Origin of the sequence: Nocardioides anomalus (assembly GCF_011046535.1) — a bacterium.
Lineage (GTDB): Bacteria > Actinomycetota > Actinomycetes > Propionibacteriales > Nocardioidaceae > Nocardioides > Nocardioides anomalus.
In genome coordinates, this window is sequence record NZ_CP049257.1 from 3299772 (window position 1) to 3322934 (window position 23163).

A 23163-nucleotide genomic window follows, 5' to 3' on the forward strand; every position below is an offset into this window, starting at 1 on the left:
GAGAGAGAAGCTCACGGACGCGAAGCGGACGGACTAGAGCTTCTCGACAGGTGCGTAGCGCAGGAGGAGGCGTTTCACGCCTTCGCTGCCGAAGTCGATGCTCGCGACTTGTTTGTCGCCTTCGCCTTCGACGGTGACGACGGTGCCCATGCCGAAGGAGTCGTGGAGGACGCGGTCGCCGGGGTCGAGGGAGGGGATGGTGCGGGCGGGCTTGGCCTTGCTGGCGGCGTCGGCTCGGGCGGCGGCGGAGGAGAAGTTGCGGCGGCCGCGGTCGGTGGGTGAGCCGGAGCCCCAGCCGCCTCCGCCGCCGTACGACGAGGAGAGGTCGGGGCGGTTCCAGGCGGCCTGGGCGGCCTCGGTGCGGCGCCAGTCGACGAGGTCGACGGGGAGCTCGTCGAGGAAGCGGGAGCCGGGGTTGTGGCTGGGGGCGCCCCAGGCGGAGCGGACGACGGCGCGGGAGATGTAGAGGCGCTCGCGGGCGCGGGTGAGGCCGACGTAGGCCAGCCGGCGCTCCTCCTCGAGCTCGGGCTGGTCGCCGAGGGAGCGCGAGTGGGGGAAGACGCCGTCCTCGAGGCCGGTGAGGAAGACGACGGGGAACTCCAGGCCCTTGGCGGTGTGGAGGGTCATCAGGGTGACCAGGCCCTCGTCGCCGGCGGGGATCTGGTCGGTGTCGGCGACCAGCGAGACGCGCTCGAGGAAGTCGGGCAGGCCGGGGGTCAGCACGCCGGCGTCGACGTCGGTCGGGTCGGCGGAGGGACCGGCGACGGGGTCGTCGGCGAACTCGCGGGCCACGGCGACGAGCTCGCCGAGGTTCTCCTGGCGGGTCTCGTCCTGCGGGTCGTCGGAGTCCTCGAGCATCTTGAGGTAGCCCGAGCGCTCGAGCACCGACTCGAGCACGACGTCGGGCCGCTCGCCGGCGTCGACCATCGACTGGAGCTCCTCGATCATCGCCACGAAGCCGTCGATCGCGGTCACGGCGCGGGTGGCCAGGCCCGGCACGTCGCCCGCGCGCCGCAGCGCCTCGAAGAAGGTGAGCCCGTTGCCGGCGGCGTACGCGCGGACGGCGGCCACGGTGGTGTCGCCGATCCCGCGCTTGGGGACGTTGAGGATCCGGTCGAGGCTGACCTCGTCGGCGCCGTTGACCAGCAGCCGCAGGTAGGCCAGGGCGTCGCGGATCTCGCGGCGCTCGTAGAACCGGACCCCGCCGACGACGCGGTAGGGCTGGCCGGTGCGGATGAAGACCTCCTCGAAGACCCGCGACTGCGCGTTGGTGCGGTAGAACACCGCGACGTCGGCAGGCTTGTGGCCCTCGTCGGTCAGCTTGTCGATCTCGCTGGAGACGAAGCGCGCCTCGTCGTGCTCGTCGTCGGCGACGTAGCCGACGATCCGCTCGCCGTCGCCGGCGTCGGACCAGAGCTTCTTGTCCTTGCGGCCCTTGTTGTGGCCGATCACGGAGTTGGCCGCGGTGAGGATGGTCTGGGTGGAGCGGTAGTTCTGCTCCAGCAGGATCGACGTCGCGTCGGGGAAGTCCTGCTCGAAGTCGAGGATGTTGCGGATGTTCGCGCCGCGGAAGGCGTAGATCGACTGGTCGGCGTCACCGACGACCATCAGCTCGGCCGGCTCGACCCGCTCGCCGCCGGAGGTCTCGACCTCCTCGTAGCGCGGCGCGCACAGCTCGGCGATGAGGGCGTACTGCGCGTGGTTGGTGTCCTGGTACTCATCGACCAGCACGTGCCGGAACCGGCGCCGGTAGACCTCGCGCACGTCCGGGAACTGCTGGAACAGGTGGACGGTGAGCATGATCAGGTCGTCGAAGTCGAGCGCGTTGGCCTGGCGCAGCCGCTTCGCGTAGAGGGTGTACGCCGCGGCGTAGGTCTCCTCCAGCTTGTTGCTGGCCAGGTCGGTCGCCTCGGCGGCGTCGCGCAGCTCGTTCTTGTGGTCGGAGACCCAGTGCAGCAGCGACCCGGGCTGGAACTTCTTCGGGTCGAGGTCGAGCTCCTTGACCACGTTGGTCATCAGCCGCTTCTGGTCGGCGGCGTCGTAGATCGAGAACGACGACTTGTAGCCGAGCCTATCGATCTCCTTGCGCAGGATGCGCACGCAGGCGGAGTGGAACGTCGAGACCCACATGATCCGCGCGCGCTTGCCGACCAGCTCCTCGACGCGCTCCTTCATCTCGGCCGCGGCCTTGTTGGTGAAGGTGATGGCGAGGATCGAGCCGGGGTGGGCCTTGCGCTCGGAGATCAGCCACGCGATCCGCCGGGTGAGCACCCGGGTCTTGCCCGAGCCCGCGCCGGCCACGACCAGCAGCGGCGCGCCCTCGTGGACCACCGCGGCACGCTGCGGCTCGTTGAGCCCCGCGAGGAGCTCGTCGCGGCTCGGCCCGGAGCGGCGCGGCGCCTGCTCCGCGGTCGCGGTGAGGTGCTCGAAGCCGGGCAGCGCGTCGGTGCTCATGACAGCCCAACCCTACGTGCCGCCGCCCCCAGCTGCGGCGGCGCCGGAGCCGCCCTGTCAGAGGGCGAGCCGGGCCCCCCAGCCGTGCCTCAGCCGTGGGCGGTCGACCAGAAGACCGCCACCGCGACGTTGGCCGCGGTGAGCACCAGCAGGCCGGTCCACAGCCCCTGCGGGATCGCCTCCTTGCGCATGTTCACCATCACCAGCACGAGCAGCACCAGCCCGATGACGGCCTTGACCGCGATCTTGGCGTGGTTCACGTCGCCGTCCCCGGCCTCGAGCACGCCGACCAGCGCCAGCCCGGTCAGGAACGCCGTGCCGACCCCGTCGCGCATCGCCGCGTTGACTCGCTTGTAGGGCTCGCGGGCCTGCGCGAGCAGCCCGCCGAACAGCGCCGCCCACCCGAGCAGGTGGGCGAAGAGCAGGATCAGCCGGAGCGTGTGCACGAGCCGAAGACTAGGCGAGCAGCGTGCGCACGAGTACGTCGGCCAGCACGTCGGCGTACTGCTCGGGGGTCCTGCCGCGCGAGGTCACCAGCTCGAACCACTCCGGGCTGTTGAGCGACCAGACCAGGTCGGCCGCGTCGTCGTCGGACAGGTCCTCGCGCAGCCCGCCGGCCGCGCGCAGTCCGGCCACGAACAACCGCATGTTGGCGGCCCGGCGCTCGCTGATCGCGCGGTGCTGCGCGGCGCACTCGGGCTCGGTGCCCCCCGCCTCCTGCAGCGCCCGCATGATCGGCACCGACCGCGGCAGCACCCGGCCCATGGCGGCGGCGTACGTGCGGATCTTGGCCTCGGCGGTCGGCGCCTCCTCCACCGCCCGCACGTAGTCGCGCTGCCCGGCCGGCACCGGAGCGGGGCCCTCGGCGAGCGCCATGTCGTGCACGGCGAGCAGCAGCTGCGCCTTGCGGCCGACCGTGGCGTAGACGGTGTCCAGGGAGACCCCGGCCCGCTCGGCCACCGCCTGGACCGACGTGGCGGCGTACCCCTGCTCGACGAAGAGCTCCCGGGCCGCCGCGAGGACGGACAGCCGGGTCGCCTCGGCGGCCGCCCGCCGTCGCGAGGCGTCGTAGGACCGCTTGACCCGCTCCCCCATGCGGCCTAATTTATCCGAAAGCCCTTCGGATCAATCTCAGGAGCTCGGCATGTCGACACACGAGGGTGAGCAGCTGGTGGTCCACGAGCCCGGCACCGGCCGCGCGACCTGGGCCATGGGGTCGCTCTTCGAGCACCTCCTCGAGCGCGGCCAGAGCGACCGGCTCGGCGTGGCGCTGGTGACCCAGCCGCCGGGCATCGCCACGCCCCTGCACCGGCACAGCCAGGAGGCCGAGGCGTTCTTCGTCCTCGAGGGCCGGCTGTCCTACCAGGCGGGCGAGGAGCTGCACGAGCTCTACGACGGCTGCTTCATCCACCTGCCCCAGGGCGTGCCGCACGCGTTCCGGATCCGCGGGGACTCCCCCGCCAAGCTGCTCGCCCTCACCGCCCCGGCCGGGCTGTTGCACCTGTACGACGAGGTCGGGCTGCCGGCGGCGGAGCGGCGGCTCCCGGGCGAGGACGGCCAGACCCCGGAGGTGGAGATCCCCAAGTGGGTCGAGGTCGGGCCGCGCTACGGCCTCGAGGTCGTCGGGCCACCCATCCCGGAGTGAGGGCGGCCCCGGTTCGGTGAGCCCTCGGTGCGCCCGTCGGTGCGCCATCGGTGCGCCGTCGGCCAGCCGGTCGGGACGCACCTGTCGTCGGTGCTGCGCGAGCTCCAGCTCTCCTCGCGGCACGAGCTGACGCGCTGGGTCGCAGACCGGTGACTGCTCGTCAGAGCAGCCGACGGTCGGAGGCCCAGCGGGTCAGCTCGTGCCGCGAGGAGAGCTGGAGCTTGCGCAGGACCGACGACATGTGGGTCTCGACGGTCTTGATGGAGATGAACAGTTCCTTGGCCACCTCCTTGTAGGCGTAGCCGCGGGCGATGAGCCGCATCACCTCGCGCTCGCGCTCGGTGAGCCGGTCGAGGTCCTCGTCGACGGCGGCCACCTCGATGGAGCCGGCGAAGGCGTCGAGCACGAAACCGGCCAGCCGCGGCGAGAAGACCGCGTCGCCGTCGGCGACCCGGCGGATGGCCGAGACCAGCTCGGGGCCGGTGATGGTCTTGGTGACGTAGCCGCGGGCGCCGCCGCGGATGGTGCCGATGACGTCCTCGGCCGCGTCGGAGACCGAGAGCGCGAGGTAGCGGGTGTCCGGCGCGGTGAGGGCCGAGCGGCGCATCACCTCGACGCCGCCGCCGCCGGGCAGGTGCACGTCGAGCAGGACCACGTCGGGCCGGTGCTCGGCCACGGCCCTGACGGCCTGGTCGACGTCGGCGGCCTCGGCCAGCACCTCGACCACGCCGGCGCCGGCGGAGGCGAGCTCGGCGCGCACGCCGCTGCGGAACATCGCGTGGTCGTCGACGATGACGACCGGCACGGGACGGGCGGGGGTGGTCACAAGGTCTCCTCGGGTGACGCAGGGGGTGTCGGGCGGGACAGGTGGAGCCGGACCTCGGTGCCCTCGCCGGGCGCCGAGCGGACCTCGGCGGTGCCGCCGTGGCGGGCCATCCGGTCGATGATGCTGCGGCGCACGCCGTACCGGTCCTCGGGTACGTCGTCCAGCGCGAACCCGGCGCCGCGGTCGCGGACGAAGACGTCGACGCTCTCGTCGCCGACCTCGGCGTAGACGTCGACCCGGCCGGTGCCGGCGTGCTTGGCGGCGTTGGTGACCGCCTCGCGGGTGGCCTGCACGAGCGGGCGCAGCACCTCGTCGTGCGGGCAGTCGCCGACGGCGACCACGTCGACGGTGACGCCGTAGGTGTCCTCGACCTCGGCGGCCGCGGACCGCAGCGCGCCGGCCAGGGAGGAGTCGTCGGTGGACTCGCCGACGTAGAGCCACGCGCGCAGGTCGCGCTCCTGCGCCCGGGCCAGGCGGGCCACGGTGGTGGGGTCGTGCGAGCTCTTCTGGATGAGCGCGAGGGTCTGCAGCACCGAGTCGTGCAGGTGGGCGGCCACGTCGGCGCGCTCCTCGACCCGGATGCGCTCCTCGCGCTCCGCCCCGAGGTCGCTGGCCAGCCGGAACACCCACGGCCCCACGACCAGCGAGAGCCCGACCACGCCGAGCAGCCCCGCCGCGAGGGCGACGCGCGCCTGGCCGAAGCCGTTGCCGGTCAGCCCGACCACGACCAGCGCCACGACGATGAGGGCGACACCGGCGGCCACCCGGGCGTACGACGCGAGCCCGCCCGAGCCGAAGACCATGCGCACCGGGTCGAGCCGCCCCGAGGTGTCGAGCCAGCGCTCGCGCTGGACCTCGTCGGCCTGGCGCCACAGCAGCGCGACGCCGGCCAGGCCGATGACGATGGGCCAGAACACCGCGCCGCTGCCGAGCGTCGCCTGCGCCACCAGGATCACGCCGAGGCCGAGCGCGGCCAGCGCGATCGCCGGGCCGGCGTCGGTGAGCCGGCGCGAGCGGCGCGGGCGCCGGCCGCCGCGGGTCGCGCTCTCGGCGCCGGGCGTGCCGGTCTCGAAGCGGGAGTCCGACGGCACGACCAGCCACAGGCCGATGTACATCGCGATGCCGAGCCCGCTGATCGCGGTGGCCAGCAGGAACGCCGCGCGCACCCAGAGCACCGGCACCGCCAAGTGGCGCGCCAGCCCGGAGGCGACGCCGCCGAGCACGGGGCTCTCGGAGTCGCGCGTGACGCGTCGCCACTCGCGCGGCGGGTGGGTGGGTGCACTGGTCATGACGGGTCAACTGTCGCAGGTCAGAGCGGTCCACCCCATGGAGAAGCACCCCGAGCCGACCCTGAGGACGGCGCCCGCCCCTCCGGTCGGATTCAGGGTCGTCCCCGATGGTCCGCAGCGCCGCGAGGGCACAACCTTGGTGCCATGACCACCACTCCCCCCGAGGCCGAGGAGCGTCCCGACGCCCCGCCGCCGGGCGCCGAGGGACCCCGCGCGACCCGCGAGGAGCTCAAGGAGCTCGGCTCGATCCGCCGCACCACCGGGCCCGACCGCAAGATCGCGGGCGTCGCCGGCGGCCTGGCCCGGCACCTCGACATCGACCCCGTCATCCTGCGGGTCGCGTTCGTGGTGCTGGTCTTCTTCGGCGGCGCCGGCCTCATCGCGTACGCCGCGTGCTGGCTCCTCGTCCCCGAGGACGGCAGCCTCCGCCGCCCGCTCGGGCTCGACGACCGCAACCGCGGCTTCGCGCTGGTCGGTGTCGGCATCCTCGCCGGGCTCGCACTGCTCAGCGACACCCTCGGCAACGACTTCTTCCCGTGGCCGGTGGCCATCGCCATCGGGCTGCTGGTCTTCCTCGTCGTCGGCGTCGTCGACCGGGACCGCAAGGTGGTGCCGACCGCGCCGCCGGTCCCCCACCGACCCGACCCGATCACCGGCGAGCCGGTGCCGACCGGGCCCGCGGCGTACGTCGCGCCGCCGGCGTACCGACCGCTCCCGCGCAACCCGCGCAAGCGCGGACCCAGGCTGTTCTGGTTCACCCTCGCCCTGGCCGCCCTCGGCATCGGCGTGCTCGGCATCGCCGACGCCGCCGGCGCGGGCGTGGCCGACTCGGCCTACCCGGCCGTGGTCGTGGGCGCCTGCGGGCTGATGCTGCTGGTCGGCGCCTTCTGGGGCCGGGCCGGCGGGCTGATCCTCGTCGGGCTCGTCGCCTCGCTGGCGCTGACCCTCACCACGGCCGCCCAGGACGTCGAGGGCGGCGACATCAACCGCACCCCGCTCACCGCCGCCGCCGTCCCGAGCCGGCTGGACACCTCGGCCGGCGAGATCGTCCTCGACCTCACCCGCGTGCAGGACCTCCCCGCCCTGGACGGGCGGTCCCTGGAGCTCGACGCCGACCTCGGCCGCATCGAGGTGGTCGTCCCCGCCGGGCTCACCGTCGAGGTCGACGCGCAGATCCACGGCCCGGGCCACCTCGAGCTGTTCGGCGACGAGCGCGGCGGCGTCGGCATCGGCGACGTCTCGCGGCACGAGGCGGGCCCCGGCGCACCCACGTTGTCCATCGAGGCCGACGTGGACCTCGGCGAGATCAAGGTCCTGGAGGGGGCATCGTGAACGACACCCTGAACGACGACGGCCGCCCGAGCGGGCGGCACCAGCTCAACATCGGCCACCTGGTCATGGGGATCGCCCTGCTCGGCATCCTCGGCATCTGGGCGCTGGTGCAGAGCGACACCGTCGGCGGCGACGACGTCCGCTGGCTGATGCCCATCCCCTGGGTCCTGGCCGGCGCGGCCGGGCTGACCGCCACGGCCATCACCGGCAGCCGCCGCTACGCCGTCAGGCAGACCGGCTGGGCCGGCGGGCCCGAGCCGACCCCGACCGTCCAGATCCCGACCGACCCGACCGACCCGACCGAGGAGCGCCCATGACCACCGAGCCCACCAGCCAGCAGGCCGACCAGCCGCCGGCCCAGCCCACGGCCCAGCCGACGCCGCCGCCGGCGAGCCCGAACGCCGACCAGCAGTACGCCTCGTCGGCCAGGGTGCCGCGCCGCCTGGTGCGCCGCACCGACGACAAGATGCTGGGCGGCGTGTGCGCCGGGCTGGCCGACCACTTCGGCATCGACCCCACGCTGGTGCGGGTGCTGACCGTCCTCGTGACGGTCCTGGGCGCCGGCACGGTGGTCATCGCCTACCTCGCGGCCTGGGCGATCGTGCCGAGGGACGTCGACGTGGACCCGGCGTACGCGGCGCAGACCGCCAGCGTCTGGTCCGGCTGATCGCTGAACAGCCCGTCCACGCCCGCCTCGACCAGGGCCTGGACGCGTCCCGCCACCGCGGCGGGGCCGTCCGGGTCGTCGTGGCGCACGGTGTAGGCCAGGACGCCGAGCCCGGCCCGGTGCGCGGGACCGACCAGCCCGGGTCGCGCGAGCAGCGCGGGGACGTCGAGGGCCAGCACGTCGGCGTACGTCGCCACCTCGGCCAGTCCGGCCGGCGTGAGCAGCGGTGAGCCGGCCCCCTCGACCAGCTGGACCAGCGGCAGCGGGGTCCGCTCGCGCAGCCGGCGCACGCTGAGCGGGTCGAAGCTCTGCAGCACCACCCCCGCGTGGACGTGGTCCAGGCCGTGGTCGCGCAGCGAGGCGAGCACCGTGTCCTCGAGCCGCTGAGCCTCGGCCGGCAGCTCGCAGGACTTGAGCTCGGCGTTGAGCCCGACCCGGCGCCCGCGCCGGCGCGACTCGTCGGCCAGGAGCAGCAGCAGCTCGTCGAGGGTGGCCACCTCGAAGTAGCCGTCGAAGCGCGCGCTGCCGGGCCGGCGCGCCGGCCAGCGCTCGGTGGCGCGCAGCGACTTCAGCTCGGCGAGGGTCAGCGCCTCCACCCGCCAGGGCCGGTCGGCGAAGTCGGCGCGCACCGCGATGTCGGTGGTCCGGGTCAGGTCGCTCTCGTGGCGCAGCACGGCGACGCCGTCCGCGGTGAGGACCAGGTCGGGCTCGACGGCGTCGGCGCCCTGGGCGAGGGCCAGGCGGTACGACGCGAGCGTGTGCTCGGGGCGGTAGCCGGGGGCTCCGCGGTGACCGATCACCAGTGGTCTCGTGGCCGATCCCATGACACCGACGGTCCGCGGGACACGTGGCCGGGAGGCGCAGACGACGTGAACCGGAAGTGACACTCTTCTGCCATGTCGACGTTGCCGACCCTGGGCCGCCTCGCGTCGCTGCCCGCCCTGGAGCACCCCGAGCTGCTCGCGCCGCCGGTCCTCGCCGCGCTCCGGTCGTGGGAGCACGGCGCGGAGCTGGCCGTGGTGGAGATCGACCCCGAGGTCGCCGACACGGCCGCGATGAGCGCGGCGTACGACCTCGGCATGGACACCGGCGCCAACTGCGTGGTCGTCGGCGGCAAGCGCGACGGCGAGGAGCGGGTCGCGGCCTGCCTGGTCCGCGCCGACCGGCGCGCCGACGTCAACACCGTGGTCAAGCGCGCGCTCGACGTGCGCAAGTGCTCGTTCCTGCCGATGGACCGCGCGGTCGAGGAGTCCGGGATGGAGTACGGCGGGATCACCCCGGTCGGGCTGCCCGCGTCGTGGCGGCTGCTGGTCGATCCGCACGTGCTGGACGTCGACGTGGCGGTGATCGGCTCGGGCGTGCGCCGCTCCAAGCTGCTGCTGCCGGGCCGGCTCGCCGCCGCGCTGCCGGGGGCCGAGGTGGTCGAGGGGCTGGCAGGCTGATGGCGGAGATCGGCGACGAGCGCGAGGACCCCGAGGGTCCCGACAAGGAGCGCGACGAGACCGAGGCGGAGCGCGAGGACCGCAAGTGGAACGACATGCTCCAGGAGCTGCGCGTCGTCCAGACCAGCGCCCAGCTCACTGCCGGCTTCCTGCTCACGCTGCCGTTCTCGCAGCGCTTCAGTGCGCTGAGCGACAGCCAGGAGGGCTTCTACCTCGCGCTGGTCGTCCTCAGCGCCCTGGTCGTCGCGCTGGTGCTCACCCCCGTGGCCATCCACCGGCGGCTCGCCGGGCTGCGCGTCAAGGGCAAGGTCGTCGCCGCCGGGGCCTTCTTCATGCGGCTGGCGCTCGTGCTGCTGGCCACCCTGGTCGCGGGCATCGTCACCTTCATCTTCGACGTGCTCCTCGACCGCACCGCGGCCGTGGTCACCGGGGCGGCGCTGGGCGTCGTGCTCACCGGGCTGCTGTTCGTGCTGCCTCGTACCCTCGTGCGCAGATGAACAGCCGGGCCGCCCTCACCCTCGTCGCCGTTCTCGCCCTGCTCACCAGCGGGTGCACCGGCGACGACAGCGGCGCGTCCGGACCGCCCGGGTCGTCCGGGTCGTCCGCCCCGAGCCCCTCGGAGTCGTCGCTGTTCACGCTGACGCCGGTCACGCTCCCGCCGGAGCCGCCGCCGAGCGGGAAGCTCAAGGCCGACATCGAGCAGTCCTCGCGCGACGGCGCGGCCGGCCGCTTCCAGGTGTGGGTCGACAACGACACCGACACGCTCATCACGCCGACCCGGGTGACCTACACCGACGCCCGGTTCCGCACCCCGCTGACCGGCACCCGGCTGCGCGACATCCCGTCCCAGGCGCGACGGGGCTTCCAGTTCCTCCTGCCGGGCCGACCCGCCTGCGGCCGCGAGGCCGACGGCGGCACGGTCACCGTCGACTACACCGTCGACGGCGACCGGCGCACGGCCACGGTCCCCGTCGAGGACGAGGCCGACGTGATCCAGCGCACCGCCGCCGCCCGCTGCCTCGAGCTGAGCATCGACTCCATCGCGAAGCTCTCGTGGGCCGACGAGGTCACCGCCGACGGTGACGGCGGCGAGGGCTCGGTCGGCACCATGACCCTGGTCGTCGACACCACCGGGCGCCGCGGACCGACGCTGGTCATCGACACCATCGCCGGCAACCCGGTGCTCTCCCCCGGTGACCTCGGCGTGTACGACGCCCACCTGACGGTCCGCGGCGACGACCCGCCCCAGCGCGTCGCGGTGCCGCTGCGGCCGACCCGCTGCGACGCGCACGCCTTCGGTGAGTCCGGCAGCTTCGCGGCGTTCGCCCTCAACGTGCACGTCGACGGCCAGGCCGGCCAGTTCATCCTGCGGATGGGGCCGACGGCCGCGGCCAGCGCCCTCGAGTACGCCAAGGCCTCGTGCGGCTTCCTCACCTCCATCGGCGGCGGAGAGGGCTAGCTGAGGGCTGGTCGAGGGCTGGTCGAGGGCTGGTTGAGGGCCAGGTCACACGGCGACCACCCCGCCGGGTAATCCGTTCGCCAGCGAAGAGCCGGCTGCCTAGCCTTGAGCGAGTGCGCCGCCTCCCCCTCGACCATCCCGGCGAGGCGGTCCACAGCTCGCCCGGTGCGCTGCTGTGGTGGCTGGCCAAGGGCCAGTGGCGCACGCTGGCCGGCGGGATGGCCTTCGGCATCGTCTGGATGAGCTGCCAGGCGGTCATGCCCGCGGTGATCGGCCGCGCGATCGACCGCGGCGTGGCGGCCAAGGACGGCTCGGCGCTGGTGACCTACGCCGCGGTGATGCTCGCCATCGGGCTGCTCCAGGCCTTCACCGGGATCATGCGGCACCGCTTCGCGGTGACCAACTGGCTGACCACGGCCTACCGCACCGTCCAGCTGGTCACCCGGCAGGCGGTGCACCTGGGCGGCACGCTGCCCCGCAAGGTCTCGACCGGCGAGGTGGCCGCGATCGGCGGCACCGACCTGGCCCACCTCGGCAACGTCATGGACGTCTCGGCCCGCTTCGCGGGCGCGGTGGTCGCCTTCCTGCTGGTCGCCGTCATCCTGCTCACCGCCTCGGTGCCGCTCGGGCTGCTCGTCCTCATCGGCGTGCCGCTGCTCATGGCCCTCATCACGCCGCTGCTCCGGCCACTCAACCGGCGCACCGCCCACCAGCGCCACCTCATGGGCGACCTGGCCAACACCGCGAGCGACATCGTCAGCGGCCTGCGGGTGCTGCGCGGGATCGGCGGCGAGCAGGTCTTCCACGAGCGCTACCGCCGCGAGTCGCAGCGCACGCGCTTCGCCGGCGTCCAGGTCGCGCGGCTGCAGTCGGTGCTCGACGCCCTGCAGGTGTTCCTGCCCGGCGTCTTCGTGGTGGCCGTGGTCTGGCTCGGCGCGCGGTACGCCGTGCAGGGGCGCATCACGCCCGGCGACCTGGTGGCGTTCTACGGCTACTCGGCGTTCCTGCTCATCCCGCTGCGCACGGCGACGGAGTACGCCAACAAGCTCATCCGCGGGCGGGTCGCGGCGGCCCGGGTGTGCCGGGTGCTCGCCCTCGAGCCCGACCACGACGATCCCGCAGACCCGGCCGCGCTGCCCCCGGCCGGCGCCGTGCTCGCCGACGCCCGCAGCGGCCTCGTGGTCCGGCCCGGCCGGCTCACCGTGCTGGTCGCCGACCAGCCCGACGAGGCGGCCGCGCTGGCCGATCGCCTGGGGCTCAGCGCCCCCGAGGTCGACGACGAGGTCACCCTGGGCGGCACCCCGCTGAGCCGGCTGCGCCGGGCCGACGTGCGCAGCCGGATCGTCGTGTCCGACACCGGCTCCGCGCTGTTCTCGGGCCGGCTCGGCGACGTGCTGGCCGCGCCCGGCGCGGACCCGACCGCGGCGCTGCGCACGGCCGCGACCGAGGACATCCTCGAGGCCCTGCCCGACCGCCTCGACACGGTGGTGGCCGAGCGCGGCCGCACCTTCTCCGGCGGCCAGCGCCAGCGGCTGGTGCTGGCCCGCGCGCTGGCCCGCGACCCCGAGGTGCTCGTCCTGGTCGAGCCGACGTCGGCCGTCGACGCGCACACCGAGGCGACGATCGCGGCCCGGCTGCGCGACCACCGCGCCGGACGCACCACCGTCGTGGTCTCCTCCAGCCCGCTGCTGCTCGACGGCGCCGACGAGGTGGCGTTCCTGCAGGACGGCCGGGTGGTGGCCACCGGGACGCACGGCGAGCTGCTGGACCGCGTGCCGGCGTACCGCACAGTGGTGACCCGCGAGAGCGACGACAGCGAGGTGGTCGCGTGAGCGCCGGCACCGCCCTGCCCGTGGCCGACGCCCCGGCGCTCCGCGCGTACGTCCGGGTCCTGGCCCGCCGGCACCCCCGGCTGCTGTACGGCGCGCTGGCCCTGCACGTCGCCGCCGCCCTGACCGCGCTGGCCGCGCCGCGGCTGCTCGGCGACCTGGTCCAGGCCGTCGAGCAGGGCACCACGGTCGGCCACGTGGACCGCGTGGTCGCCGCCCTGGCGGCGTTCCTCGTCGCGCAGACCGTGCTCACCCGCTACGCCCGGCTGACCAGCCAGGTCCTGGGCGAGCAGGTGCTGGCCCAGCTCCGCGAGGACTTCGTCGAGCACACCCTGGCCCTGCCGCTGGGCACGGTCGAGTCGGCCGGCTCCGGCGACCTGCTGACCCGCACCGGCCGCGACGTGGACCAGCTCAACTGGTCGGTGCGCCAGGCCCTGCCGGAGTGGACCATCGCCGTCATCACCGCGGTGGCGACCTTCGTGGCCGCCCTCAGCGTCGGCTGGTGGGTGGCGCTCCCGGTGCTGCTCGGCCTGCCGCCGCTGGTCATCGGGCTGCGGTGGTACCTCGCCCGGGCCAAGGACGGCTACCTGCGCGAGTCCGCGTCGTACTCCCGGATCAACGCGACGCTCACCGAGACCGTCGAGGGCGCCCGCACCGTCGAGGCGCTCGGCCTCGCGCCGGAGCGCGTCCGGGCCGCCGACGACGACGTGCGCGAGTCGTACGCCGCCGAGCGCTACACGCTCTACCTGCGCACGGTCTTCTTCCCCAGCATGGAGCTGTCCTACCTGATCCCGACGGTGGCGACCCTGCTGCTGGGCGGCTACCTCTACACCCAGGGCAGCGTGAGCCTGGGCGAGGTCACGGCCGCGGTGCTCTACGTGCAGATGCTCATCGACCCGGTCGACCGGATCGTGTCGATCCTGGACGAGCTCCAGCTCGGCGCCGCCTCGCTGGCCCGCCTGCTCGGGGTGGCCGAGGTGCCCGACGACCGCCGGGCCACCGGCGCGCAGCCGCGCAGCGAGGAGCTCGAGGCCCGCGACGTGCGCTTCGCCTACGCCGAGGGCGGGCGCGACGTCCTGCACGGCCTGGACCTGGACCTCGAGCCCGGCTCCCGGCTGGCCGTCGTGGGCCCGTCCGGCGCCGGCAAGTCGACGCTGGGCCGGCTGCTGGCCGGCATCCACCCGCCGCGCACCGGCTCGGTCACCGTCGGCGACGTCGCCCTGGTCGACCTGCCCCTGGCCGACCTGCGCGGTCACGTCGCCCTGGTCACCCAGGAGCACCACGTCTTCGTCGGCACCCTGCGCGAGAACCTCGCGCTGGCCGCACCGCCCGGCGCCACCGACGACGACATCCGCTCCGCGCTCGAGGCGGTCGACGCCCTGGAGTGGGTCGACGCGCTCCCCGACGGGCTCGACACCGTCGTCGGCTCCGGCGGCCGGGCCCTCACCGCGCCGCAGGCCCAGCAGGTCGCGCTGGCCCGGCTGGTCCTGGCCGACCCGCACACGCTGGTCCTGGACGAGGCGACCTCGCTCATCGACCCCCGCGCCGCGCGCCACCTCGAGCGGTCGCTGGCCGCCGTGCTGGAGGGCCGCACGGTGGTCGCCATCGCGCACCGGCTGTTCTCGGCCCACGACGCCGACCGGGTCGCGGTGGTCGAGGACGGCCGGATCAGCGAGCTCGGCCCGCACGACGAGCTGGTCCGGGCCGGGGGGTCGTACGCCGCTCTCTGGGACAGCTGGCACGGCGGCTCCCGGAGCTGATCCCGGGCCGGGAGGGAGCCACCCGAGAAGGCTCTGGCAACAAAACACCCGAAAGAATGTGACAAGACATCTCTTACGACGCCGGGTGGGTTACTGTCGAGTATCTACGAGTCCGGGGGGACACGCAGAAAGGTCTTTCCGTGCTCCCTACCGAACCGGCCGCACTCCTCACCGCCATCTACAGCCCGCACTCGCTCATCCGGGCCGGGCTGGTGCACCTGGTCCAGCAGCACCCCCGCCGCGTCGTGCTCGTCGGCGGCACCGATCTCGATCCGCAGGAGCCGCTCGGCCCCGTCGACGTGGTCGTCTACGACCTGGCCCGCCGCTGGGGCCACCCCGACGAGCTGCGCCAGCTGGTCGCCGCCGTGCCGGTGGTCGGCGTGACCCGCGAGGGCCGCGACGACCTGACCGAGCGGGCCCGCGCGGCCGGCGTGCGCCACGTCGTGGGCGAGGACGTCAGCGCAGTCGGGCTGGTCGACGCCCTGGCCCGGGTGACCGGCCACCGCGTGGTGCACCGCCACCGCGCCAGCCACGACCTCACCCCGCGCGAGCGCGAGGTGCTCAACCTGGTCGGCACCGGGCTGACCAACGCCCAGATCGCCGACGAGCTGGTGCTCAGCGTGAACAGCATCAAGTCGCACCTGCGGCTGGCCTACCGCAAGATCAACGTCACCAACCGCCAACAGGCGGTGCTGTGGGCGGTGCGCAGCCTCGGGACGCCGGTGCCGACGCTGAACTGAGGCCGACGGGGCCTACGCCTCGCCGTGGTCCAGGCCGGTGATGCGGATACCGGAGTTGACCTTGTACTTGCGGTTGATCGAGATCAGCACCGCGGTCATCGGCTCCAGGACCCGGGCCAGGCGCAGCTTGCCGGCGCTGACGCCGGAGCGGCCGGTGACCGCGCGGGCGAGCTCCATGGCCACCTCCTTGCCCTCGTCGGAGTCGCCGACGCAGAGCACGTCCTCGTCGAGGAACTCCTCGTCGCCCCACAGCAGCACCGCGGAGACGTTGTGGAAGGCACCCACGACGGTGGCCTCCGGGGCCAGGCGGGCGGCGTGCTCGGCCGCCGAGCCCTCGCCGCCGTCGATGACGGCGCCGTGGGCGCCGCGCTTGTCGAAGGCCAGCGGGTTCACGCACGACACCACGGTCTTGCCGGCCAGCGGCAGGGACGCCACGAGCTCGTCGTGGCCGTCCCACGGCACGGCCAGCAGCACCACGTCGGCGTCCGCGCAGGCGTCGGCGTTGGCCGCGCCGCTCACCCGGCCCGCGCCCTCGACGCCCTCGAGCCGCTCGCGGATCTCGGCCGCCACGGTGTCCGCCTTGTCCGCGGCCCGCGAGCCGACGACCACGTCGTGCCCGTGCCGGGCGAAGCGGTAGCCCAGCCCCTTGCCCTGCGGGCCGGTCCCGCCCATCACCGCGATCCGGTACGTCGTCACGCCGGCGATGCTCCCACGGCTCTGCTCCGTGACCTCCAGGCGCCCCAGCAGTTGATACCTTGCACGACACAGGGGGTAGGGGAACAGCGATGGCCAGAGAGCTTCGCGGCGACATCCAGGGGCTGCGCGCCGTCGCGGTCCTGGCCGTCATCGCCGCGCACGCCGGCGTGCCGTTCCTGCCCGGCGGATTCGTGGGCGTCGACGTGTTCTACGTCGTCTCCGGCTACCTCATCGCGGCCCTGCTCTACCGCGAGGTCCTGCTCACCGGGCAGGTCTCGATCGGCTCGTTCTGGGCCCGGCGGGCGCGCAGGATCCTGCCGGCCGCGACCCTGGTCACCGTCGTCACGGTGGCGCTGTCGCTGCTGTGGATGAGCCTGCTCGACGCCCGCCAGGTCGTCATCGACGCGCTGTGGGCCTCGGCGTTCGCGGCCAACGTGCACTTCGCCCAGCAGGGCGTCTTCTACTTCGCCCAGGACACCGGCCCCTCCCCGCTCCAGCACTACTGGTCGCTGGCCGTGGAGGAGCAGTTCTACCTGGTCTTCCCGCTCGTCCTGGTCGGCTGCCTCGCGCTGGCCCGGCTGGTCACGCGCGGGCACGAGCGCCGCGTCGAGCGGCTCCCCCGCGGCGCGGTGGTGACCGTGCTGGTCGTGCTCAGCCTGGCCTCGCTGGCCTGGTCCATCCACCAGACGGTGGGCTCGCCGTCGACGGCGTACTTCTCGACCTTCACCCGGGCCTGGGAGCTCGGCGTCGGCGCCCTGGCCGCCCTGGTCCCGCCGACCCTCCTGCGCCGGCTGACCCGGCTCACCCTGGAGGCGCTGGCCGTCGCCGGTGGCCTCATGCTGCTCGTGGCGTGCGTCGTCATCACGCCCGAGACGCCGTTCCCCGGCATCGCGGCCGCGCTGCCCGTCGTCGGCACCGCCCTGCTCATCCTGGCCGGCGCCGCGCCCGAGCACTCCGGGCGGCAGCCGTCGTCGAGCCGGGTGCTGGCCGTCAAGCCGCTGCGCATGGTGGGCGACTGGTCCTACTCGCTCTACCTGTGGCACTGGCCGGCGTTCATCCTGCCCCCGGTCGCGCTGGGCCGGTCCATGACCTGGCCGGAGAAGATCGTCGCGGTCCTCGTGGTCGTGACCCTGTCGGCCTACTCCTACCGCTTCATCGAGATGCCCTTCCGCACCGGCAGGCCCGCGCAGCGCCTGCTCCGGCGCCGGGCACTGGTGCTCTACCCGCTCAGCGCCACGCTGGTCGTCGCCGTGGCCGCGGGCGGCTGGTGGTACACCGGCGTCCAGGGCGGCGAGCGCGGCGACAACCCGGCCATCACCGTGGCCGGCGGCCCGACCGCCGAGGGCATCCAGGACAACACCGAGGCGTTGGTCCGCGCCTCGGTCACGGCCGCTCGCGACAAGCGGGCCGTGCCCAGCAACCTGACCCCGGACCTGCTCAACCTGCGCAACTCCATCGCCGACGTGGGCGACTGCGACTACGAGCAGAACGTCCGCAAGCTCTGCCCGGTCGGTGACGGCGACAAGACCCTGGTGGTGATCGGCGACTCCCACGCCCGGGCCTGGATCCCGGCGTTCAACCGGATCGTGGAGGCCGGCGGCTGGACCGGCTACTACCTGGTCAAGCCGCAGTGCACCGCGGCCCACGTGAGCATCGCCTCGCTCGACAACGACCAGCCGTTCACCGACTGCTCGGACTTCCAGGACTGGGTGGTCGACCAGGTCCGCGACCTCGACCCCGACCTGGTCGTCGTCGCGTCGAGCCCGCCGGTCAACGGGGTCTTCGACGGCGGCAAGCGGATCACCGACACCGCCGGGATCATCCCGGTCCTCCAGGCCGGCTACGACGACCTGTTCCTCGAGCTGTCCGAGGACGCCCGCGACGTCGCCCTGGTCAAGGACGTCCCCAAGTCGCCGGACGACCCGGCCACCTGCCTGTCCACCGGCAAGCCCAACCTCGACGACTGCATGTTCCAGCCCGTCGAGCGCTCCGCGGTGCTGGCCGACGTGGCCGTGCAGTCGGCCACCGAGGCCGGCGCCCACGTCGTCGACCCGACGCCGTGGCTCTGCTACGACGGCGAGTGCCCGGTGGTCATCGGCGGCACGCTGTCCTACCGCGACACCGACCACATCACGACCGAGTACGCCGCCAACCTGTGGGGCGAGCTCGGCACCGCGCTCGGGATGCTGCCGACCACCTCGGACTGACGTCCAGGCCGCAGCACCAGGCACCGGGAGCGGACGGGCCGCCCGGTCAGACGAGCGGCGGTGGTGCGGCTGCCCGCCCGGTCAGCCCGGTCCGGACCGGCCGGAGCCGACGGCCCGAGCGACCGGGCGAACAGCCTGCCGACCCCCATTTTGCTCAAGACGCCCCCCACGGTCGCCTGAGACCTGCCGACACCTCATTCGACTAGTCCGGACCCCGTTGCCGGAAGGACTTGCCGCGAATTGACACCCCAGGATCGCCGCGGGGCGCGCGCCACGGGACCGGGACCGCGCAAGGACGGTCAGGCGCGGGTCGGTGCGGGCGGGGCAGGATCGGACCATGAGCCGACCCCTGGACGGACAGGTGGTCCTGGTCAGCGGCGCGTCGCGCGGGCTGGGCCGGGCCACGGCGGTGGAGCTCGCGGCCGCGGGCGCGCACGTGGTGGCCACCGGCCGCAGCACCCGCGGCCACGCCACCCAGGACGCCGTGGACGACCTCACGCTCGAGGGCACCCTGGACGCCGTACGCCGCGCGGGCGGGTCCGGTGAGTGGCACCGGTGCGACCACACCCGGCCCGCGGAGGTGGAGGCCCTGCTGCACGACGTCCTGGACCGGCACGGCCGGGTCGACGTCCTTGTCAACAACGCGTGGGGCGGGCACGACCACCACGACGAGGTCGAGGGCGAGGAGGTCTGGGACGAGCCGATGGAGCAGTTCCGCGACATGCTGCTCGCCGGCGCCTACTCCGACTACGTCACCACGATGCTCACCCTGCGGCTGGCCATGGGCCCCGCGGGCCGGGGGCGGGTGCTCACCACGACCTGGCACACGCCGGAGCCGCCGGCCTGGGTGCCGTACGAGGCGAGCAAGGCGGCCAAGAACCGGCTGGTCTACGCGCTCGGCTACCACCTGCAGACCCGAGGCATCCCGGTGATCGCGGTGGCGCCGGGGTGGATGCGGACCGAGCTGATGCTGACCCACCACACCGAGGAGGAGCTGGCCGGGCGGACCGAGACCCCGCACCTCGCGGCGCGCGTCCTGGCGCGGCTCGCGGCCGACCCCGACGCGATGCGCCTCACCGGCCAGGTGGTCGACGTGGGCGAGCTGGCCGAGGCCTACGGCGTCGACGACCTGGACGGCACCCGCCCGCACGGCAACGCCGGGCGCTTCGAGCCGAGCCGACCGGTCCCGCCGCCGGCCTGAGACGGGCGTGGATCGAGGGCCGCGGACGCCCAGGGGCGTGCCCTGGCTGGGGTGCGTCCGCGACCCTCGATGATGCGGGATCAGGTGAAGATGCTGACCCCGCCCGGGCCCACGAGCAGCCCGACGACGATGAGGACCGCTCCCCACAGGATCTGTCCGCGGAACAGCGAGACGATCCCGGCCACGACCAGGACCACGGCCAGGATCCACAAGATGAACGCCATGCCCTGCTCCTCTCTGGTGCTCGGCACCGGAAGGGTTCCGGTGCCTCTGAGCACGACACAACCACCCCTGAGCGGGTACCGGCACCCACCTAGGGAGGTAGGTGGGAGATGGCCGGGAGTGAGCCGATCCTGATCGCGATCGTCGACGACTACGACGTCGTGGTGACCGGGGTGGCCGGGATGCTCGACCCCTACCGCGACCGCGTGCTGGTGGCCGAGCTGGACGCCGACACCGCGCTGCACGACGAGGTCGACGTGGCGCTGTACGACTCCTTCGCCCAGCCCGAGACCGACCAGGAGGAGATCGAGGTCCTCCTCGACAACCCGCGGGCCCGGCGGGTGGTCGTCTACTCCTGGAACTTCCACCCCGAGCTGGTGGACCGGGCCAAGGACCTCGGGGTGCACGGCTACCTGTCCAAGGCCCTGTCGGCCCGCGAGCTGGTGGAGGCCATCGAGGCGGTGCACGCCGGGGAGCGGGTCTTCTCCGAGTCGCCGCCGCGGCACCGCGCCCAGCGCGCCCACGGTCCGGGCGACTGGCCGGGTCGCAGCGAGGGCCTCACCGACCGGGAGTCGGAGATCCTGGCGCTGATCACCCAGGGCAAGAGCAACGCCGAGGTGGCCGCGCTGACCTTCCTGGCCCCCAACACGGTGAAGTCCTACATCCAGAACCTCTACCGCAAGATCCAGGTCGAGAGCCGCACCCAGGCGGTCGTGTGGGGTGTGCGCCACGGCTTCCTGCCCGATCACCACCGCATCGACCACTGGCGCGGCGGTCCCTGACCCCCAGGCGCTCAGCGCCGCGGCAGCAGGACCGACAGCCGCTCCGGCGTCTCGCCGGTGATCCGCCCGCCCAGCGCGGTGACCACCGCGCGGGCCTGGGTGAGGTTGATGGCGTCGTTGGGCCCGGCGCTCGCGTGCACGCCCTCGCACGACACCGCGATGGACAGGTGCCCGTCCTCGTCGGCGTCGAGGACCAGGCGGGTCGCCCCGCGACCGCGCCGCAGCACGTCGGCCAGGAGCAGGTCGAGGACGTGCTCGACCGGCCCCGGGGTGTACGTCGTGTCGATGGCGCCCTCGACCGCGGCCGAGACCGCCCGGCCCTGCTCGTCCAGGGCGTCGGCCCAGGCCTGGGCGGACTGCGTGGCCAGGTCGCGCAGCGGGATCTCCGCGCCGGCCACCAGCGCGCCCCGGCGCGAGAGCGCGACCAGGTCGCCGGCGACCTGGTCCATGGCCTCGATGCGGCCCACCGAGCGGGTGGCGGACTCGCGCACGTCGGCGGGTACGTCGTCCCGGCCGGCCAGGTCCTCCAGCTCCAGCCGGAGCCCGGTCAGCGGAGTGCGCAGCACGTGCGAGGCGTGCTCGGCGAAGGTCTGCTCGGAGGCCAGCCGCTCCTGGAGCTGGCCGGCGGAGGTGAGCAGCGCCTGGCTGATCGCGCGGGCCTCCGGCACCTGGGTGCGCGGCAGGTCGAGGTCGAAGCGGCCGCGCCCGAGCTGCTCGGCCGCCACGGCCAGCTGTCGGAACGGCCCGGACAGCTGCCGGGCCATCACGTAGCCCACGAGCGCGGCCAGCAGCGCCTCGAGCAGGACCAGGAAGCCGAGCGAGCCGATGTCGTTGTCGGCGAGCTCGTCCACCACGTCGCCCGACTCGGCCACGGTCAGCGTGGCGTCGCCCACGGCGACCGTCGTCGACAGCGGGTCGTCACCGCCGTCGTCGTACTCCTGGCCGTCGACGACCACCGCCGCGGCGTCGGACGGGTCGTAGGTCAGCCGCTGCGCGGTGTCGACCAGGGCGCTGAGGAAGGCCCGGTCGACCGGGCGCCCGAGCTCCACGCGCTGCTCGATGGCCGTCGCGAAGGTCGCCGCCTGCGCCCGCAGCGAGCGGCTCTCGTGCGTGCGGAGCAGGCCGTGGGAGGTGTAGGAGCGGACCCCCAGCGCGCCGAGGAGCAGCAGCACGCTGAGGACGACGAACGACGCCGTCAGCCGCGGTCGCACGTCGGGACCAGCTCAGTCGGACGGATTGCCCTCGAGGCGGAACCCGACGCCTCGCACCGCGACGACCTTCTCCTGCACACCGACGCTCTCGAGCTTCTGCCGTAGCCGGCCGATGGTGACGTCGAGGGTCTTGGTGGAGCCGTACCAGTTCTCGTCCCACACGTCGGCCATCAGCCGGGTGCGGGAGACGACCTTGTCCTTGTTGGCGACCAGGACGTTGAGGACCTCGAACTCCTTGCCGGTCAGCGGCACCTCGTCGTCGCCGGAGAAGACGCGGCGCGCGGCCACGTCGATGCGCAGCCCGCCCTCGTGGCTGGTGTCGGCGGCCGGGGCGTTGTTGGTGCGGCGCAGCAGCGCGCGGACCCGGGCCTGGAGCTCGGCCAGCCCGAACGGCTTGGCCATGTAGTCGTCGGCGCCGTAGTCGAGGCCGACCACGCGGTCGAGCTCGCCGGCGCGGGCGGTGACGATCATGATGGCGCCCTCGTAGCCGCCGTCGCGGGCCTTGCGGCAGACCTCGAGGCCGTCCATGTCCGGGAGACCGAGGTCGAGGATGACCACGTCGGCGTGGCGGGAGGAGACGTCGTCCAGCGCCTTCTGCCCCGAGTCGACCCAGTGCACGTCGTAGCCCTCGCGCTCCAGGGTGCGGACGAGGGGGAACGCGATGTCCTCCTCGTCCTCGACGACGAGGACCCGCTGCGGCATGCCGCGATCATAGGACTAGACATGCGACGCGCGGGGCGCAACGCACCGAACCGCGGACGGCGCCACGGCGGCCCTGGCAGCGCGTCGAGGCGCGCTCAGCCGACCGGGACCTTCTCCGGCACCCGTGGCACGACCCGCGGCGGCGTGCGCCAGCCCGCGAGGATGGCCATGGCCAGTGCGGCGGCCGCGGCCACGACCAGCAGGACCCACCCGCCGTCCATGACGAACGGGAGCCCGATCCACGGGATGCCCAGCCAGACCCGGTCGTAGGCCGACCCGGTGAGCGGCACGACCCAGGGCTCGGTCTGCGCGCCGTCGCCCTCGGTGGTCGCGACCCCGTCGTCGATCGAGACGATGCGCCGGGTCACGCGCTCGTCGCTGGCGCCGCCGGGCGGGGCGAAGATGATGACGTCGCCGACCGCGAGGTCCCCGGGCGGCACCTCACGGGCCAGCACGACCGAGCCGCGGCCCAGCGCGCCGTCCAGCCCGCGCCCGGTGACGACGTACCGGTCCAGGCCGAGCACCGCCGGCAGCAGGACGAGGAGCACCACCGGGGTCAGGATGAGCACGCCGAGCGCCAGGCGGCGCCTCTCGCCGCGGGTGGCGCGGTGCGGCACCGGTGCGATCTCCACGACTGCCCCCTGCAGGTCGTCGACGGGCTCCGAGCCGACCGTCCCCTCCAAACTAGGTGGACGTTCT

General features: G+C 73.9%; 24 protein-coding genes. 13 read left to right on the forward strand and 11 right to left on the reverse strand.

All coding sequences use genetic code 11. The annotated features are described in order from the left end of the window. Positions 1-33 precede the first annotated feature (33 nt). The 3 genes from pcrA to G5V58_RS16595 all read right to left on the reverse strand — a co-directional run bounded on the left by pcrA (position 34) and on the right by G5V58_RS16595 (position 3549). Positions 34-2454: a DNA helicase PcrA gene (gene pcrA / locus G5V58_RS16585; RefSeq protein WP_165235107.1), complete on the reverse strand. Its 2421-nt coding sequence runs from the start codon at positions 2452-2454 to the stop codon at positions 34-36. 89 nt (positions 2455-2543) lie between these two features. After that, on the reverse strand, positions 2544-2900 hold the full coding sequence (locus G5V58_RS16590; RefSeq protein WP_165235110.1) for a hypothetical protein: 357 nt from the start codon (positions 2898-2900) through the stop codon (positions 2544-2546). A 10-nt stretch (positions 2901-2910) separates the two neighbouring features. Next, the gene (locus G5V58_RS16595) at positions 2911-3549 is read right to left on the reverse strand and encodes a TetR/AcrR family transcriptional regulator (protein WP_165235112.1); all 639 of its coding nucleotides are present in this window, start codon (positions 3547-3549) and stop codon (positions 2911-2913) included. Positions 3550-3598: 49 nt separating this feature from the next. Here G5V58_RS16595 and G5V58_RS16600 point away from each other — a divergent pair, with 49 nt between their 5' ends. Next, positions 3599-4099 carry a cupin domain-containing protein gene (locus tag G5V58_RS16600; protein WP_165235115.1) on the forward strand — a complete coding sequence of 167 codons (501 nt, stop codon included), beginning with the start codon at positions 3599-3601 and terminating at the stop codon, positions 4097-4099. 160 nt (positions 4100-4259) lie between these two features. On the opposite strand, the gene G5V58_RS16605 is transcribed toward G5V58_RS16600, so the two are convergent. Both G5V58_RS16605 and G5V58_RS16610 read right to left on the reverse strand, forming a co-directional pair. Beyond that, positions 4260-4874 (reverse strand): LuxR C-terminal-related transcriptional regulator, encoded by a 615-nt coding sequence (locus G5V58_RS16605; protein WP_230487370.1) that lies wholly within the window; start codon positions 4872-4874, stop codon positions 4260-4262. A 47-nt stretch (positions 4875-4921) separates the two neighbouring features. Next, on the reverse strand, positions 4922-6214 hold the full coding sequence (locus tag G5V58_RS16610; RefSeq protein WP_165235121.1) for an ATP-binding protein: 1293 nt from the start codon (positions 6212-6214) through the stop codon (positions 4922-4924). 144 nt (positions 6215-6358) lie between these two features. On the opposite strand from G5V58_RS16610, the gene G5V58_RS16615 reads away from it, so the two are divergent. Genes G5V58_RS16615 through G5V58_RS16625 form a run of 3 tightly spaced genes read left to right on the forward strand, consistent with a single transcriptional unit; the run spans position 6359 to position 8213 of the window. Then, a complete protein-coding gene (locus G5V58_RS16615; RefSeq protein WP_165235124.1) occupies positions 6359-7546 on the forward strand; it encodes a PspC domain-containing protein in 1188 nt (395 codons plus the stop codon). Then, positions 7543-7863 (forward strand): hypothetical protein, encoded by a 321-nt coding sequence (locus G5V58_RS16620; RefSeq protein ID WP_165235127.1) that lies wholly within the window; start codon positions 7543-7545, stop codon positions 7861-7863. The genes G5V58_RS16615 and G5V58_RS16620 overlap by 4 nt, the downstream gene beginning before the upstream one ends. Beyond that, positions 7860-8213 carry a PspC domain-containing protein gene (locus G5V58_RS16625; protein ID WP_165235130.1) on the forward strand — a complete coding sequence of 118 codons (354 nt, stop codon included), beginning with the start codon at positions 7860-7862 and terminating at the stop codon, positions 8211-8213. The genes G5V58_RS16620 and G5V58_RS16625 overlap by 4 nt, the downstream gene beginning before the upstream one ends. Here G5V58_RS16625 and G5V58_RS16630 read toward each other — a convergent pair. Continuing rightward, entirely contained in the window at positions 8126-9013 is an 888-nt protein-coding gene (locus tag G5V58_RS16630; RefSeq protein ID WP_165235133.1) for a glycerophosphodiester phosphodiesterase family protein, read from the reverse strand. The two genes, G5V58_RS16625 and G5V58_RS16630, sit on opposite strands and share 88 nt — an antisense overlap. A 96-nt stretch (positions 9014-9109) precedes the next feature. On the opposite strand from G5V58_RS16630, the gene G5V58_RS16635 reads away from it, so the two are divergent. The 6 genes from G5V58_RS16635 (at position 9110) to G5V58_RS16660 (ending at position 15443) form a co-directional block, all read left to right on the forward strand. After that, positions 9110-9655, forward strand: a complete 546-nt coding sequence (locus G5V58_RS16635; protein ID WP_165235136.1) for a YbaK/EbsC family protein — start codon at positions 9110-9112, stop codon at positions 9653-9655. Beyond that, on the forward strand, positions 9655-10152 hold the full coding sequence (locus G5V58_RS16640) for a DUF6328 family protein (RefSeq protein WP_165235139.1): 498 nt from the start codon (positions 9655-9657) through the stop codon (positions 10150-10152). The genes G5V58_RS16635 and G5V58_RS16640 overlap by 1 nt, the downstream gene beginning before the upstream one ends. Next, positions 10149-11114: a hypothetical protein gene (locus G5V58_RS16645; RefSeq protein WP_165235142.1), complete on the forward strand. Its 966-nt coding sequence runs from the start codon at positions 10149-10151 to the stop codon at positions 11112-11114. Before G5V58_RS16640 ends, G5V58_RS16645 begins: the two co-directional genes overlap by 4 nt. Before the next feature lie 113 nt (positions 11115-11227). Next, entirely contained in the window at positions 11228-12946 is a 1719-nt protein-coding gene (locus G5V58_RS16650; protein WP_165235145.1) for an ABC transporter ATP-binding protein, read from the forward strand. Then, the gene (locus G5V58_RS16655; protein ID WP_165235148.1) at positions 12943-14703 is read left to right on the forward strand and encodes an ABC transporter ATP-binding protein; all 1761 of its coding nucleotides are present in this window, start codon (positions 12943-12945) and stop codon (positions 14701-14703) included. The genes G5V58_RS16650 and G5V58_RS16655 overlap by 4 nt, the downstream gene beginning before the upstream one ends. Positions 14704-14843: 140 nt before the next feature. Further along, the gene (locus G5V58_RS16660; protein WP_165235151.1) at positions 14844-15443 is read left to right on the forward strand and encodes a helix-turn-helix transcriptional regulator; all 600 of its coding nucleotides are present in this window, start codon (positions 14844-14846) and stop codon (positions 15441-15443) included. 12 nt (positions 15444-15455) lie between these two features. Here the strand turns inward: G5V58_RS16660 and npdG are convergent, their stop codons facing one another. Then, on the reverse strand, positions 15456-16139 hold the full coding sequence (gene npdG / locus G5V58_RS16665) for an NADPH-dependent F420 reductase (RefSeq protein WP_196240520.1): 684 nt from the start codon (positions 16137-16139) through the stop codon (positions 15456-15458). Between the two features lie 89 nt (positions 16140-16228). Between npdG and G5V58_RS16670 the strand changes: the two genes are divergently transcribed. Together G5V58_RS16670 and G5V58_RS16675 are read left to right on the forward strand one after the other, a co-directional pair. Then, complete coding sequence (locus G5V58_RS16670; RefSeq protein ID WP_165235154.1) at positions 16229-18346, forward strand: acyltransferase family protein; 2118 nt, start codon at positions 16229-16231, stop codon at positions 18344-18346. 337 nt (positions 18347-18683) lie between these two features. Further along, entirely contained in the window at positions 18684-19547 is an 864-nt protein-coding gene (locus G5V58_RS16675; protein ID WP_165235157.1) for an SDR family NAD(P)-dependent oxidoreductase, read from the forward strand. Positions 19548-19627: 80 nt separating this feature from the next. On the opposite strand, the gene G5V58_RS16680 is transcribed toward G5V58_RS16675, so the two are convergent. Then, positions 19628-19771: a GPGG-motif small membrane protein gene (locus G5V58_RS16680; protein ID WP_165235159.1), complete on the reverse strand. Its 144-nt coding sequence runs from the start codon at positions 19769-19771 to the stop codon at positions 19628-19630. Positions 19772-19879: 108 nt separating this feature from the next. On the opposite strand from G5V58_RS16680, the gene G5V58_RS16685 reads away from it, so the two are divergent. Continuing rightward, the gene (locus tag G5V58_RS16685; RefSeq protein ID WP_165235162.1) at positions 19880-20551 is read left to right on the forward strand and encodes a response regulator transcription factor; all 672 of its coding nucleotides are present in this window, start codon (positions 19880-19882) and stop codon (positions 20549-20551) included. 11 nt (positions 20552-20562) lie between these two features. Here G5V58_RS16685 and G5V58_RS16690 read toward each other — a convergent pair whose 3' ends face one another. The 3 genes from G5V58_RS16690 to G5V58_RS16700 all read right to left on the reverse strand — a co-directional run bounded on the left by G5V58_RS16690 (position 20563) and on the right by G5V58_RS16700 (position 23096). Further along, positions 20563-21762 (reverse strand): HAMP domain-containing histidine kinase, encoded by a 1200-nt coding sequence (locus G5V58_RS16690; RefSeq protein ID WP_165235165.1) that lies wholly within the window; start codon positions 21760-21762, stop codon positions 20563-20565. A 12-nt stretch (positions 21763-21774) separates the two neighbouring features. After that, entirely contained in the window at positions 21775-22464 is a 690-nt protein-coding gene (locus tag G5V58_RS16695) for a response regulator transcription factor (protein ID WP_165235168.1), read from the reverse strand. 95 nt (positions 22465-22559) lie between these two features. Next, a complete protein-coding gene (locus G5V58_RS16700) occupies positions 22560-23096 on the reverse strand; it encodes a hypothetical protein (protein WP_165235171.1) in 537 nt (178 codons plus the stop codon). Positions 23097-23163 lie beyond the last annotated feature (67 nt).